General features: G+C 36.6%; 18 protein-coding genes. 11 read left to right on the plus strand and 7 right to left on the minus strand.

What is annotated here, in order from left to right; genetic code table 11:
* The first annotated feature begins 18 nt into the window (after positions 1-18).
* Complete coding sequence (trxA, locus tag F5ESL0259_RS02045; protein ID WP_046324452.1) at positions 19-330, plus strand: thioredoxin; 312 nt, start codon at positions 19-21, stop codon at positions 328-330.
* 27 nt (positions 331-357) lie between these two features.
* Here trxA and mscL read toward each other — a convergent pair whose 3' ends face one another.
* Positions 358-729, minus strand: coding sequence for a large-conductance mechanosensitive channel protein MscL (gene mscL, locus F5ESL0259_RS02050; protein ID WP_046324453.1), 372 nt, complete (start codon positions 727-729; stop codon positions 358-360).
* Between the two features lie 72 nt (positions 730-801).
* Positions 802-1,221, minus strand: a complete 420-nt coding sequence (locus F5ESL0259_RS02055; protein WP_110445685.1) for a DUF2507 domain-containing protein — start codon at positions 1,219-1,221, stop codon at positions 802-804.
* A 68-nt stretch (positions 1,222-1,289) separates the two neighbouring features.
* Between F5ESL0259_RS02055 and murI the strand changes: the two genes are divergently transcribed.
* Complete coding sequence (murI, locus tag F5ESL0259_RS02060; protein ID WP_046324454.1) at positions 1,290-2,078, plus strand: glutamate racemase; 789 nt, start codon at positions 1,290-1,292, stop codon at positions 2,076-2,078.
* A 16-nt stretch (positions 2,079-2,094) separates the two neighbouring features.
* Positions 2,095-2,709, plus strand: a complete 615-nt coding sequence (locus F5ESL0259_RS02065; RefSeq protein ID WP_122037316.1) for an XTP/dITP diphosphatase — start codon at positions 2,095-2,097, stop codon at positions 2,707-2,709.
* A gap of 77 nt (positions 2,710-2,786) precedes the next feature.
* Here the strand turns inward: F5ESL0259_RS02065 and F5ESL0259_RS02070 are convergent, their stop codons facing one another.
* Positions 2,787-3,602, minus strand: a complete 816-nt coding sequence (locus F5ESL0259_RS02070; protein WP_122037317.1) for a mechanosensitive ion channel family protein — start codon at positions 3,600-3,602, stop codon at positions 2,787-2,789.
* Positions 3,603-3,713: 111 nt separating this feature from the next.
* Here F5ESL0259_RS02070 and F5ESL0259_RS02075 point away from each other — a divergent pair, with 111 nt between their 5' ends.
* The gene (locus tag F5ESL0259_RS02075) at positions 3,714-4,139 is read left to right on the plus strand and encodes a DUF948 domain-containing protein (protein WP_046324457.1); all 426 of its coding nucleotides are present in this window, start codon (positions 3,714-3,716) and stop codon (positions 4,137-4,139) included.
* A gap of 17 nt (positions 4,140-4,156) precedes the next feature.
* Positions 4,157-4,570 (plus strand): YtxH domain-containing protein, encoded by a 414-nt coding sequence (locus F5ESL0259_RS02080; protein WP_046324458.1) that lies wholly within the window; start codon positions 4,157-4,159, stop codon positions 4,568-4,570.
* Positions 4,571-4,650: 80 nt separating this feature from the next.
* On the opposite strand, the gene F5ESL0259_RS02085 is transcribed toward F5ESL0259_RS02080, so the two are convergent.
* On the minus strand, positions 4,651-5,751 hold the full coding sequence (locus tag F5ESL0259_RS02085; protein ID WP_122037318.1) for an aminopeptidase P family protein: 1,101 nt from the start codon (positions 5,749-5,751) through the stop codon (positions 4,651-4,653).
* Positions 5,752-5,899: 148 nt separating this feature from the next.
* On the opposite strand from F5ESL0259_RS02085, the gene F5ESL0259_RS02090 reads away from it, so the two are divergent.
* A complete protein-coding gene (locus F5ESL0259_RS02090; protein ID WP_110445689.1) occupies positions 5,900-6,901 on the plus strand; it encodes a substrate-binding domain-containing protein in 1,002 nt (333 codons plus the stop codon).
* A gap of 30 nt (positions 6,902-6,931) precedes the next feature.
* Here F5ESL0259_RS02090 and F5ESL0259_RS02095 read toward each other — a convergent pair whose 3' ends face one another.
* The gene (locus F5ESL0259_RS02095; RefSeq protein WP_122037319.1) at positions 6,932-8,320 is read right to left on the minus strand and encodes a glycerophosphodiester phosphodiesterase; all 1,389 of its coding nucleotides are present in this window, start codon (positions 8,318-8,320) and stop codon (positions 6,932-6,934) included.
* An 85-nt stretch (positions 8,321-8,405) separates the two neighbouring features.
* Here F5ESL0259_RS02095 and F5ESL0259_RS02100 point away from each other — a divergent pair, with 85 nt between their 5' ends.
* The 5 genes from F5ESL0259_RS02100 to F5ESL0259_RS02120 are packed head-to-tail and all read left to right on the plus strand — an operon-like array spanning position 8,406 to position 12,089.
* Entirely contained in the window at positions 8,406-8,741 is a 336-nt protein-coding gene (locus tag F5ESL0259_RS02100) for a hypothetical protein (RefSeq protein WP_122037320.1), read from the plus strand.
* 12 nt (positions 8,742-8,753) lie between these two features.
* Positions 8,754-10,151, plus strand: coding sequence for a bifunctional UDP-sugar hydrolase/5'-nucleotidase (locus F5ESL0259_RS02105; RefSeq protein WP_122037321.1), 1,398 nt, complete (start codon positions 8,754-8,756; stop codon positions 10,149-10,151).
* A complete protein-coding gene (locus F5ESL0259_RS02110) occupies positions 10,129-10,707 on the plus strand; it encodes a YutD family protein (protein WP_122037325.1) in 579 nt (192 codons plus the stop codon). The genes F5ESL0259_RS02105 and F5ESL0259_RS02110 overlap by 23 nt, the downstream gene beginning before the upstream one ends.
* Positions 10,708-11,484, plus strand: a complete 777-nt coding sequence (locus F5ESL0259_RS02115) for a TIGR01457 family HAD-type hydrolase (RefSeq protein ID WP_122037322.1) — start codon at positions 10,708-10,710, stop codon at positions 11,482-11,484.
* Complete coding sequence (locus tag F5ESL0259_RS02120; protein WP_122037323.1) at positions 11,481-12,089, plus strand: TIGR01906 family membrane protein; 609 nt, start codon at positions 11,481-11,483, stop codon at positions 12,087-12,089. The genes F5ESL0259_RS02115 and F5ESL0259_RS02120 overlap by 4 nt, the downstream gene beginning before the upstream one ends.
* Positions 12,090-12,099: 10 nt before the next feature.
* Here F5ESL0259_RS02120 and F5ESL0259_RS02125 read toward each other — a convergent pair whose 3' ends face one another.
* Complete coding sequence (locus F5ESL0259_RS02125; RefSeq protein WP_046324467.1) at positions 12,100-12,750, minus strand: VTT domain-containing protein; 651 nt, start codon at positions 12,748-12,750, stop codon at positions 12,100-12,102.
* Between the two features lie 9 nt (positions 12,751-12,759).
* Positions 12,760-13,719: an NAD(P)/FAD-dependent oxidoreductase gene (locus F5ESL0259_RS02130; RefSeq protein ID WP_122037324.1), complete on the minus strand. Its 960-nt coding sequence runs from the start codon at positions 13,717-13,719 to the stop codon at positions 12,760-12,762.
* Positions 13,720-14,153 lie beyond the last annotated feature (434 nt).

Genomic DNA, 14,153 nt, shown 5'->3' on the forward strand with positions numbered 1-14,153 from the left:
TTAAAGGAGGTTTTTTCAATGGTTGATGAACTTACAGATCAAAACTTTGAAGAAGAAACAAAAGATGGCGTCGTGTTAACGGACTTTTGGGCAACCTGGTGTGGCCCGTGCAAAATGCAATCTCCGGTAGTTGATGAATTGGCTGAGGAGAGACAAGACGTTAAATTTACCAAAATGGATGTTGATCAAAACAAGGAAGTACCAAGCTCTTTGGGAGTTATGGCTATTCCGACTTTGCTAATCAAGAAAAACGGTGAAATTGTAGATCGCATTACGGGTTACACACCTAAAGCAAAATTGAGTCAAATTTTGGATCAATATACCAATTAAAAAATTCCTGCAACTGCAGGAATTTTTTTAATTGCTTTTTTCTTTTAATAGATCGCGAATTTCTTTCAAGTAATCTTCAGCGGTTGGGCCAGCTGGTTGTTGCTGGTCGTTATGTCTTATTACTTTATTGACAGCTTTAACTAGCAAAAAGACGATGAATGCAATAATCAAAAAGTTAATCACAGTATTGATAAATTCACCGTATTTAAAAGTAGCACCTCCGGCTTTAAATACCAGATTGGAAAGATCAATTCGTCCGATAAATAGACCCAAAAGGGGATTAATTAAATTGTTTACCAATGAATTAACAATGTTGGTAAAAGCTCCGCCGATGATTACACCAACAGCCAAATCGATAACGTTGCCCCGTTGAATAAATTCTTTAAATTCTCTAAGCATTTTGTTTCCTCCATTCTTACTTTAATAATATTGCAAAAATGGTAAAAAACTAAATTATTTGTTTCAAAGCGCTTAATCAAATTTGGCGATTAATTTTACTATTTTTTTATGTTCATCAACCTTAATTTCGCATTCAGTAGTGCGACCAGTTTCTTTTTCAACTGCTTCTGCAATTATTCCTGCTTCAAGGGAAAATTCCTGATTACCACTGCTAATCCGATCGGCTACATTTTGTCCGGTTAATTTGAAAATTTTTTCACTATGATGGGCTCTTGCTTTTTCAATATTGCCAAATTCAGTAGTTGTAAAAAAGCTGGCTACATCTTCAAAGGACGCTAAGTCATATTTACGGGCTATGCGCTTGCCACCCCAATATAGAATTACATCATTGTCTTTGCCTAAGATCGTTGGCAGTAAAAAGTCCCGATAAAGCTGATTTACAAAATAAACATGTTCATGTTGCTGGTTATTGTCTTGCATAAAGAAATTCATCCCTTTTATTTTCTTTTATTTTACCGTAAAATTGACTGAAGTATAAATTATTTAGGGAGTCTTTTAATATGGATAATCGACCAATTGGCTTATTAGATTCAGGAGTTGGCGGCTTAACGGTAGTCAAAAAAATAATTGCTAAAATGCCTCATGAATCAACTGTTTTCATTGGTGACAATGCTCATGTTCCCTATGGTGATAAGTCTAAGGCGGAAATTATTGCGCTAACAAAGCAAAGTGTTAATTTTTTATTAAGTAAAAACGTTAAACTAATTGTCTTTGCCTGCAATACTGCCACGGCAGTAGCTATGAATGCTATTCAAAAAGAGATTGAGCCGCAAATTATCGGCGTAATTCAATCGGGCGCTCTAGCGGCAGCGCAAGCTACTAAAAACAAAAACGTGGCAGTTGTGGCGACAAAAATGACTGTTAGTTTAAATGCATACCAAAAGGAGATTCAAAAGCGTGATTCCCAAATAGTTGTGCATGAAATAGCAGCCCCTCAGATTGTACCCCTAATTGAAGCTGATGCAGGTCATCAGGCGTATGTTTCTGCACTGCAAGAACTTTTGCTGCCAATCAACAAGCTGGACATAGATACTCTCGTTTTGGGATGTACGCACTATCCTATTATTCGCAGTGAGTTTGCACAATGTTTAAAACCCAATGTTCAAATTATTGATCCAGCTGACCAGGTAGCGCAATACACGTATAATGTAATGAAACGTGACGGCCTTTTTGGCAGTAATTCTAATGATGGTGCGCACGAGTATTACACAACGGGGGACGTCAGAATGTTTAACGAATTGGGTAAAATAGTATTAGACGAGCAATACGTTAGTGCAAAACACCTTTAAGAAGAAAGGAGAAAAAATGGAAGTTTTATTTGCAACAACTAATCAGGGCAAAATGAAAGAATTAAGCGCAGCTTTTAAAAAAGCTGCGCTTAACCTCACAGTTAAGACTAATGCCGATTTAGATAGGCCGCCAATTGTTGATGAGTACGGTACAACATTTGAGCAAAATGCTAAGCTAAAGGCACATGAATTAGCTGACTATAGTCAGCTGCTGACAATAGCGGATGACTCCGGCTTAATGGTTGATGCACTTGATGGTGCTCCTGGAGTTCACTCGGCGCGTTTTGCCGGTCCTGAGCATAATGATCAGAAGAATAATGCTAAATTACTGGCCGAGCTTGGTGGTGTGCCGTTAGCAAAAAGAACAGCTAGATTTAATACTACAATTGTAGTATCAATGCCAGGTCATTTTGAAAAAGATTTGGTTGTCTCAGGTCAATGTGAAGGCCTAATTTTACCAGCGCCTGAAGGTGAAGACGGCTTTGGCTATGATCCGCTTTTTTATGTACCGGAAAAGCAGAAAACTTTTGCCGAAATGACAACTGCAGAAAAAAATAGTCTTTCTCACCGAGGAAAAGCACTCGCCAAATTATTAAAGTGTTTACCAAACTGGCTCGCTCAGTTTGAATAAATATCTAAAAAACTGATAAATATTATTTTTAATACTTTTTACTGGAAAAGTATTAAAGACATTTATCAGTTTTTATTTTATTCTGCTAAAAGAACTTGATTGCTTTGCAGGACGTTTAAATACTGCGTTAAGTATTTATCCTGCACTTCTTTTTCATAACCGGGTTTAACTTGAAAATGAACCACATAATTAACAGTTTGTGCTGTTTGCGTAGCGATGCCAATAATTTTAGGTTCTTGCACTAAAAAATTAATATCGGTACTCAATTTTTTGTTTACCTGTTCAATAAGACTATGAACTTTTGCAAAATCGTTATTAGCTTTTAGTTGGATTTCAATATCTAAGCCAATGCCACCGTGGGCTAAATTTTGTACGATTGAAATATTACGATTGGGGATGTAGATTAGAGAACCATCAGACCCTTTAAGTCTGGTAGTCCTTAATCCCAACTGAACCACTACTCCAGTTTGATTGTTGATTGAGACAATATCTCCTACGTCAAACTGGTCTTCACTTAAAATGAAGAAGCCGTTAACTAAATCGCTGACAAAGCCTTGGGCTCCCATCCCTAAAGCCAGAGAAAAGATACCAGCACTCGCAAGCAGCGTACCAATTGGAATACCTAGGATAGATAAAACAGCAAACAAGTAGAAAAAAATCACAGTGTATTCAAAGATACTGTTAATTAATGCAGTAACTGTTTGAGTTCTCTTATTTTGTTTTCTTTTACTATGCTCTAAATAATGTTTAATTATTTTTTTACCAACATGGTCGATCAGGTAAAAAACTAAAGCTGAAACTATGAGCTGCCAAATAATTGTCAGAACTTGTTCTCCCAGCCTGTCCCAGTTAAACTTAAGCACGTTTTTATTGATTTGAAATATTTTATCCATAATAATTACCTTTCGTATATGCATATTAACTATAACAAAATATTACATATAGATTGAGATTGAAGCATTTTCATGCTAGACTTTTTTTAGGTATAGAATTGGAGGTAAAAGATGAAATTTTCTTATGGTGCATTAGCAGGTTTAATAGCCGCCATTGCATTATTAATTTTAGTACTTTTCACAATTCCAGTGCTTATACGTGCCGCAAAAGCGACTAGAGAAGCAGAAAAAACGATCCAGAGTGCTAACGAGTCAATTCAACAGGTCACTGGGGATGTAAATGATTTACTTCATCAAACCAGTGATTTGCTTGATAAAACTAATGTCTTGCTGGCAGATGTTAATGTTAAAATGAAAACTATTGATCCTGTTGTGCAAGCAGCAGCTGATTTAGGCGAAAGCGTTTCGGATGTCAACACATCTACCAGAAATATGGCAAAGCGTTTCAATAATTTTCATTGGAAACGTAACGGGTTGATGTCTTCTGCTTTAGCATCAGTGTTTGCACGGCATAAGCGGCGTAAAGGTGAAGATTAGTAAAAGGAGTTACTTTTATGAAAAATTTTGCAAATTTTGTTTTAGGTACTATTGTCGGAAGTGCTGTAGGGTTCCTAGCTGGTTCCTTATTAGTCAGTGATGAACAAATTGACGAACTGAAGAAAAAAGTTAAGAACAATGAAACTGTTCAAGACTTAAAGAAAAAATATGATAACGGTACTGAAATTGTAAAGAATCAACTGGCCTCATTCCCCAAGAATGTAGAAGATGATTCTGAACTGAAAGATTTTGATGATATCGTTATTGATAGTTCAAAAGATACTGATGTACAGCAAAAAGATCATGCTGCAGATGTAGCTGATGACTTGCACCATGCAGAGGGTCCAGATGATTTTAATCATTCGGAACCCTCAGACCCAAAGCCTGAAGGCCCTGCAGATGCACCTGCTGATCCATATTCTAGACCATAAATACGATTTTAGTAAAATGGCACTGACAGAAAATAAAATCTGTCAGTGCCATTTTTATGCAATAAATAAAGTGAGTTTATTTAAAGAGGTAAAACTTTTAGTTCCTTACTTGTATGAGTAAATGGTTCATAGCCGTTTTTAGTTACAACACCACAATCTTCGATTCTGACCCCCGCTACGTTAGGAATATAGATACCAGGTTCAATTGAAAAACACATACCTTCTTCAATGATTAAATCGTTGCCTTGAACAATTGAAGGGTATTCGTGTACTTCTTTACCAATGCCGTGACCCAAACGGTGAATAAAGTATTCACCATAGCCCGCTTTAGTAATAATATCACGAGCAACACTATCTAATTCAGAAGCTGTCATTCCCGGTCTCACTGCGTCAATTGCAGCTTGTTGAGCTTCGCGATCAATTTCGTAAATTTCTTTTTCTTTGGATGATGGTTCGCCATAAGCAACTGTTCTGCTGGAATCAGAAGCGTAACCGTTGTGCATAGTACCAAGATCAAATAAAACCAGTTCGTTAGGCTTAACTTTATTCATAGTAGGACCTAAATGAGGATTAGCGGCGTTGGCACCGGCTTGTACAATGGTTTCAAAACTTTCATGCATTACGCCTTTTTGTACCTTTAGCTGATATTCAATCTGACCAGCAATATACCTTTCAGTAACACCTTCCTTAATGGCGTCAAAACCAATTTGAAAAGCAAAGTCTGCCTCACGGCCAGCAGCTTGCAATTGCTTAATTTCCTCCGGTGTTTTATATAAGCGAATTTTTGCAACAAAATTAGAAACATCACCGTCAAAATTAGCATCTGGAAATTGCTCATGGATGAGTTGATAATGGGAAACAGAGAGGTTATTTTTTTCTAAAGCCCATTTTTGGTATTCTTTGGTTCTGCTTTTCACTTTGTCAGCAATAATTGCCCAGGGATCTTCTGAGTCAAGATAACCATATACATCACCGTTCCAAGCTGAATTTTTAGCTTCTTCAACATTTAAAGCTGGAACAAAGACGAACGGATCTTGATCTTTAAATGCTAAAAGGGCAAAGATTCGTTCATGTGGCTCCATGTCATATCCTGTAAAGTAAGCAATTGTCGTTGGATTAGAAATGTAGGCAACATCGCAATTGGTACTTTGCAGCCATTCTTGTAATTTAGTTAAGTTCATAGCTTCTTCCTTCCATCTTGATTTTATGATTAAAATCAGTATATCATGTTCTAGACCTGAAAAAATGAAAGAATAGTTGTAAACGTTTGCAATTTATGGGAAAGAATGATAAATTTTATTCTAGTAATTTTAAGATGGGGGAACCAAAATGCGAAAACAGGATATTACAATTTATGATGTTGCTCGTGAGGCTAAAGTTTCAATGGCTACTGTCTCACGAGTTGTTAACGGCAATACAAATGTGCGTAAAGACACTCGCGAACGGGTTATGAAGGTAATCAACCGGTTGCATTACCAGCCAAATGCGGTAGCACAAGGATTGGCATCTAAAAGAACCACCACTGTTGGTTTAATCGTGCCGGATTTAACTAATCTTTATTTTGCGGAATTGTCAAAAGGAATTGATGATATTGCGCTTTTATATAAGTACAACATTATTATCACCAGTATTGAAAACCGCTTAATGAGAGAAGATCAGGCAATTCAGGGATTGCTTAATAAGCAGGTCGATGGTGTGATTTACATGTCAGACAATTTGCCGGAAGAAGCAATTGAGGCCTTTAAACGGACTGATACGCCAGTAGTTTTAGCTGGTACTAAAGATAGTCACAGTGAATTTCCATCAGTTGCCATTGATTATCAAAAGGCCGATACAGAAGCTTTAAACCTACTGTATAATGATGGCAGGAGAAATTTGGCCTTAGTCTTAGGCAATCCAGATACTGTAGTTAGCGCTGAAAATAGAATTCCGGCTTACAAAAAATTTATGGCTGATCATGGTTTAGGGGAAGGTCATATCTATACTAAGATTAAAGACCATTCTGATGGCTATAATTTATTATCCCAACTGGAGCAGGACGGTATTGATGGTGTGATTGTCAGTCGTGATGTCACTGCAGTGGGAATTTTGAATTCTGCTATTGATGCTGGTAAAAAAGTGCCGGAAGATTTAGAAATAATTACAGCAAGCGCAACTCAAATTGCTTCAGTTGTGCGCCCAGCGTTAACAGCCATTCGTCAGCCGCTTTATGATATTGGAGCGGTGGCAATGAGAATGTTGACTAAATTGATGAATAATGAAGAAGTGCCAGAGAAGCAAATTGAGCTTTCTTATGAGATATTGAAAAAGCAAAGTACTACAAATGAATAATATTATTTATTCACACAAAAAGTGTTGCATTTAATTATGCATCACTTTTTTGGTAGTTATTTTTTGAGTTTGTTTTATCTTATGCCAGGTGTTTAACGTCTTGGCTGGTTGCAGCTGTAAATAAGGAGTTAAAGCAATATTTGAATAACGGCTCATTCGCGGCAAGCGGCGATAATTTTGCCAATTTGCGTCGTCAAAGAAACCATAGAAAAGAATATCACGTGCTTTGATCCAACCTTGTGATGTAAATAGCCATAAACTCTTAGGACTACCATTAAAATTCTGGATTTTAAAAAGAGTATTTGCCGGTAGCAATTTTTTTGTTTTGGCTTGATTATCAGGGTAACGATAAATTCGAACATCTTTTTGCGGTTTAGCGATTATTTGTTTACTTTGATAAGGTGCAATATCTGCTGGTCTTAAGTCCATGTTGACAAACTCAGCTGAGATAAATGTTTGATTTGCAATCTGATAATAAAGTTGATTATGCGCCCTGACACCATACATTACTTCAAATTTTTGTCCCGGATAAACATATTTATTTTGCATTTTCTGTACATAAGGGTTCATCATTGTCTTAGCTTTCTTTTTGCCAAAATAACTGCCTTTGCGGTGAATAGCATACTTTTTGGTGCCTTCCTTAGCCAGCTTGTACTTAAATCCGGTGCTGGGAAAATTGGTTACCACGCCATCGACATTTTTATTAATCAACCATTGCCATAGATCGGGCGATTCGTCCATTTCTGTCCAGACAAAAACCTGTTTATTTAACTGATGTAGCCAATGTATCAACCAGGAATGATTTAAAATCAAGTCAGAAGAAACATTGACAGCATTGACTTGCGGCAAATTACTAAAATTTATTCGTTTAAGACTGCCGACGATTAGAATTAAGTAGGCATCGGGCATAATTTTACGAAAATGAAACAAACTGGCTGCAGAAAATGAATGAATCATTATTCTTTTTTCCATATGATATTTTTTGACAGTGGCCACAATCTGATCTTCTAATTCATAAGAGGGATCAAGTCCATGGTCAATTTTAGTTTCAAGAATAAATTTGGTATTAGGCTTTTTTTGATAATAATCAAATAGCTCTGGTAAGCTCAGCACATGTTCACCATTGTCATAGGTCAATTGTCTAAGTGCCTGCCAATAATTTTGTGATACAATTGCATGTGTATGGGTCACTCGAAATAGGTCATCATCATGTGATACAACTAGTTCACCGTCTGCAGAAAGGCGCAGGTCAAGTTCAACGTAGTCTGCACCTGAATTAAAGGCAGAGTTGTCACTTTGAATAGTTTCTTCAGGATATTTGCTGGGGTCTCCGCGATGGCCGACCACAGTGAAACCACTAGTTATGATAAATATGATGCTAAAAATGAGCGCCTTAAACAGTTGGCTTTGATATTTCATGTGTACACCTCTGTTGTTAATTACAATAGCATGGTTGCACATTTTTTGCTATATGTCACAGATTTAATTTATACGGGGAATATTGATGAATAAGCAACAATATGAAGAATTAGATTTAATTGAAGAAATTGTGCGCAATGACGGCAGCAAGTATTTTGAAATTTCTAATATTGATCAGAATGGTATAGCAGAACTTGCAGCTGACAGAGGAAAAATTAAGAGTGTTCGTATTTTACAATTAAATATTCCACGTACTAAAGCCCTTGTTACATATGAAGAATATATCAATCAGAACTATAAGCTTGAGACTTTGACAAACGAAGATGATTGGAAAAATCCAGATTGGGTAGAATGGCAAAAGCCTAAGGGAAAAGTTCTAGACGCCTATAACATAGTTTTACAGTCGAATCAAATTGGATAGAGAGCAAGGATAATGGAAAAAATTCGCATTTTACATACTAATGACTTACACTCACATTTCGAACATTTTCCCAAAATTGGCCGGTATTTGCGGGAAGCTCAAAAAGATCAAACTGTCGACCAGGTGTTTACTTTTGATGCTGGAGACTTCATGGACCGCTCACATCCTTTGACTGATGCAACTTATGGCCAGGCTAATATTCAATTAATGAATTCTTTTCATTACGACGCAATTACTATTGGTAACAATGAAGGTATTTCCAATTCCCACGCTGTAGTAGAAAGACTATTTGATCATGCCGATTTTCCCGTTATTTTAGCCAATTTGCGTGAAGAAGATGAATCTCTGCCTCACTGGGCAGTTCAGGATAAAATCTTAACTACAAAAAAGGGAACACGCATCGGTCTCATCGGTCTGACTGCCTCATACCCACTTTCTTATGAACCTAATCACTGGCACGTCAAAATGCTGAAAGAAACAATGGATACGGTTTTGCCACAAATAAAAGGCCACTATGACGTGTTAATTTTAATAACTCATATTGGCTTAGATATGGATACCTTTTTAGCCAAAAATTATCCAGAAATTGATTTGATTGTGGGAGGCCATAGCCACGACTTGCTTCCCCATGGTAAAGAAGTTAAGGGGGTTTGGATTACTCAAACCGGCAAATGGGGCAACTATGTAGGCAATACGTATATGGAAATTGATGACAATCACCATGTACGCAAGATTACGCCGCACGTTGAACCAACCAGTTTGATGAAGTCTCATTCAGCTGATGAAGACACTATTTTAGGATACAGGCAAAAGGGCAAAGAAATTTTGAGTCGAGAACTTGTTGCTGATTTGCCCGAAAAATATGATGGTGACCGTGAAGCTGCAATCCAAGTTTCAATGAATGCAATTGCTCATTTTGCAGGAACCGATTTGGCAATGCTCAGCTCGGGTCTTTTCTTAACCCCTTTTAAAAAAGGCATTATCACTAAATATGATTTGCAAAAGTCTTTACCGCATTCAATGCATGTAGTGCGTTCTACTTTAAGAGGCAGTGATCTATGGCGCCTAATTATGGAAATTGAAAAAAACCGGCATTTTTTAGATCAATTCCCTTTGCAGGGAATGAGTTTTCGGGGGAAAATATTTGGTCAAATGCATTATAAGGGTATTAAATTTGACCCTATGAGTAGAGTAGTCTTCGTCAACGGCAAAGAAGTTGATCCATACCAGGAATATCAAATTGCTGTTTTGGATCATTATGTTTTGGTGCCGTTTTTTCCAACTCTGGCAATCGTGGGCGACAATGACTTTTTGTTTCCACAATTCTTGCGTGAGGTGATTGGAGACTATTTGGCACAAAAATACCCTATAACTGGAAGTGAAAATAATAGTGAAAAAAATAAACAGTAATCAACTACAAGAAAATAAATTTGACCAGGAGCAGCCTCTGCGCCATCCCTTGGCAGCAGTGGCTTTGGATAATGAGCAGTTAAAAATTAACAAACAATTGTACCAGGTAATAGTTAATAAGGATGATGCTCTGGATCTTGAACTTTTGCGGCAAAAATACGACCCATATCTTGATCAATATGATTTTATTGTAGGAGACTTGTCTAGTGATCATCTGCGTTTGAAAGGTTTCTACCAGGATAATGCTCAGGCTGCAATCGATCGTAAAAAACAAACAATTGCGGACTATTTGCTTGAATATTGTAATCCCGGCAGTCCGTATTTTATCTTGCAGTTGTTAAGTCCAGTACATCATTATCATAATAATAAAAGAAAAAGGCGACTAAATTCGTTTAAAAATCGGGGACAAAATATACACAGAAAGAAGCTTTACAAATCGTTTAAGAGTTACCATGTTCGCCAACCTAAGATAAAGAAGCCCGAAACATTGGCAATAAAAAAAGAGCGTGCGAATAACCATTCTTTTGTAATCAAAAAAAGGAAGGGCAGCAAATAAGTGAAAGATTACCGTTTATTTTTAATTGATCTTGATGGCACCATTTATCGGGGCAAGGAAACTATTGCTGCAGGTGTTCGTTTTGTTAAGCGCCTTGAACAGGCACATAAAAGCTATATTTTTTTGACTAATAATACTACTCGTACGCCACAAATGGTGGTGGATAAGCTTAAAACGCATGGCATTAAAACCGATGTTGCGCACATTTATACTCCTTGCATGGCAACGGTAAGTTATATTTTAAACCGTGAAAAGAAGCGGCAAAGTAAAATCGATATTTATATAATAGGTCAAATTGGTTTATGGCGTGAATTTTTGCAAAATTCTGCTTTTGAAGTCACTGATTTTAATCCCGAATACGTGATTGTGGGGATGGATACGGACTTGACATATCATAAAATTCAAGTGGCTGCTACTGCAATTAGGAATGGTGCTACTTTTATTGGGACTAACGCAGATTTAAATTTGCCTAGTGAAAAAGGTTTATTGCCCGGTAATGGTTCTCAGTGTGCGATGATTGCGGCTTCAAGTGGCCATAAACCATTTTTTATCGGCAAGCCTTCTTCCGTGATTATTGATATGCTGTTAGCTAAACTACAGTTTTCTAAAGAAGATGCACTTTTAGTAGGTGATAACTACGATACTGATATCAAGGCGGGTTTTAACAGTCATGTTGACCAATTGCTGGTAACGACGGGTATTACAAAATTGGCTGACATTGAAGGCAAAAGGCAGCCGACAATTTTAGTTGACAGTTTGGATCAGGTTAAATTATGAGCAAAAGAAATAATATATTAACTATTATTTATCATTTTATTTTTGCTATTTCTACTAGTGTGGTGACAGCTCTTGTTGCAAGTTGGCCACTGTTATTTGTATTTGTATTAGTGCAAAAAACAAATAAAACAGTCAATTTATCGATTGAACAAGTGATGAATAGTTATAATCAGTTGTTGTGGTACCTCATTTGGCCATTTAAGCGTAAGCTGCACATGCGTGATTTTCATACGTCTGCAATGGCTGCCAGGCATTTTGCTGATGTCAAAAAATTATTTGTTTTGGCGATCGTTGCCTACTTGTGCTGTTTAATCATATATTTTTGGTGTAAAAGACAAAATCAAAAATTTTTGCGCTTAAATAAGGTTTGGGCGTTATTATTTTTACTATTGCCGATTGCCGTTTTACCGTTTGCTTTGGCAAATTTTGATAACTTTTTTATTACATTTCATCATTTGTTTTTTGCTGGCAGCAATACTTGGCTATTTGATCCCGCTACAGATCCGATTATTAATGTGCTCACAGAAGGCTTTTTTGCTTCTTGTTTTGCGATTGCCGGTATCGTCTATGAATTGTATTTTGCAGATAAATTATTACAAAAATAAAAAGGAGTCCTTAATGGATCTCCTTTTTGTTTTTAATCCGCTTTTTTAACGATACTATAAGAAGCGGCAGAACCGAGATTATAATTATTGCAAGTATTAACATTGAGAAATGATTTTTGACAAAAGGGATGTTGCCAAAGAAGGCACCAAGTATTGTGAACAAACCACTCCAAAATATTCCGCCAACTACGTTATATAAGGCAAACTTGCCATAATGCATGTTACTTCCACCCGAAATGAACGGGACAAAAGTTCTGATGAAAGGGATAAATCTGCCAATAACAATAGTAATTGGTCCATGCCGCTCAAAAAAGTTTTCAGCTGCCGTCCGATTTTTTTGATTGATTAAGCTATTAAACCAGGTATGTTTAGAGCCTTGTCTAACCGACCAGGCACCTATTTCATAATTACAGGCATCGCCTAGTATTGCTGCCAACAGCACTGCAAAATAAATCCACCAGATATTTAACTTGTATGCAGGATTAACTGCTAAAGAACTGGCAGCAAAAATTAATGAATCACCTGGTAAAAAGGGAAATATAACTAATCCAGTTTCGATAAAAATAATGGCAAAGATAATCAAATACGTCCAATTGCCAAACTGATTGACTATTTCAATCAGATGGTGATCGATATGCAAGATAAAATTGATTACTGTCATAAACATCTCCTAAATGCTTGTTGAATGTATTGTTAAGGTCTTTTCAGGGAAAAGCTTACGCATAATTGTAGTAATTGCAATTTGTGCTTCTCCAAAGCCCAGTCCAATAAGTGGGACTCGGCCAGAATAAGTAGTGACATCGCCTATTGCATAAATACCAGGTATATTGGTTTCCATAGAACGAGAAACTTCTATTTGGTTATTAACTAAATTAACACCCCATTTTTTTACAAACTGATTATTAGCTCGAAAGCCGTAGCCCACGATTATTTGATCAAATTGCTCGTCAGTAATAGCGTTACTTCCAATTTTTTTCAAGCTAATATTAAGTTGATTATCTCTAATTTCAATTGATTTAGGAAGATAAGGGGTCTTTATTTCAACATTTTTTAAACTTTTTAGTTTGGTGACACTTGATTCGAGACCGCGAAATTCATTTCTTCTATGAACTAGTTTGATTTTGGCAGCCGGCTGATTTGCTAATTCAATTGCCCAGTCAAGAGCTGAATCGCCACCACCGAAGACACCTACTTTTTGATGAGCAAAATCCTGGGGATCTTTAACATAATAGTGAATCCTTTTTTCAATTTCCTCATTCGTTTTTAGTGGAAATTTTTTAGGACTGAAAAACCCAGTCCCAGTGGCAATAATGACGCTTCTAACAGAATAGTCGTCATCGATAACAAATTCATTGTTGCTTTGCTCAATGGCTCTAACTGGATGATTTAAAACAAATGTTGTATGTTGTCTGGCATCATTTTGTAATTTGGTAATTAATTCATGAGCTAAAATAGAACTGTAAGCTGGTATATCCAAAATTTCTTTAAAAGGATAAAGTAGTTTTGGTTGCCCGCCAACCTCAGCTAGTGAATCAAAAATTATTGTATTTAGACCATGAAGATGAGCAAAATTGGCACAGAATAACCCTACGGGACCCGCTCCTATAATTGCTAAATCAAATTTTTTTATTTTGAAAACTCCCCTCTAAACGTTGATATGACAACTTTATCATGAATAAAGAAGATAGTCACTTGAATAATTTGCAAAAAAGACTTGCAAAAAAGAAAAATACTTGCTAGTATTAATAACTGTCGTCGGGCAATGAGCCGCAAGGCGCGAGCACGAAGACAGCGTAAAAAAATCAAGCAAAAGCAGTTGACAAAAGTCAATTGTTTTAGTAAGATAATAAACGCTGTCCGGTAAGACGGCAAAATAAGTCAGAAAAAAGTGCTTGACAAAAGCGCTTGAATCTGGCAAAATAAAAAAGCTGCTTTAAAGCAGCAGGTAGTACCTTGAAAACTGAACAATGTTTTCGCAAAAATGTGCGGGTTTAAAGAACCCAAAACAAAAGAGCGAAGTCAATTTCGCAAGCAAATAAATCCGAGATGCGAATCTTGGAACGA

The sequence above is a fragment of the Lactobacillus sp. ESL0259 genome, from assembly GCF_003693045.1.
GTDB classification, from domain to species: domain Bacteria; phylum Bacillota; class Bacilli; order Lactobacillales; family Lactobacillaceae; genus Lactobacillus; species Lactobacillus melliventris.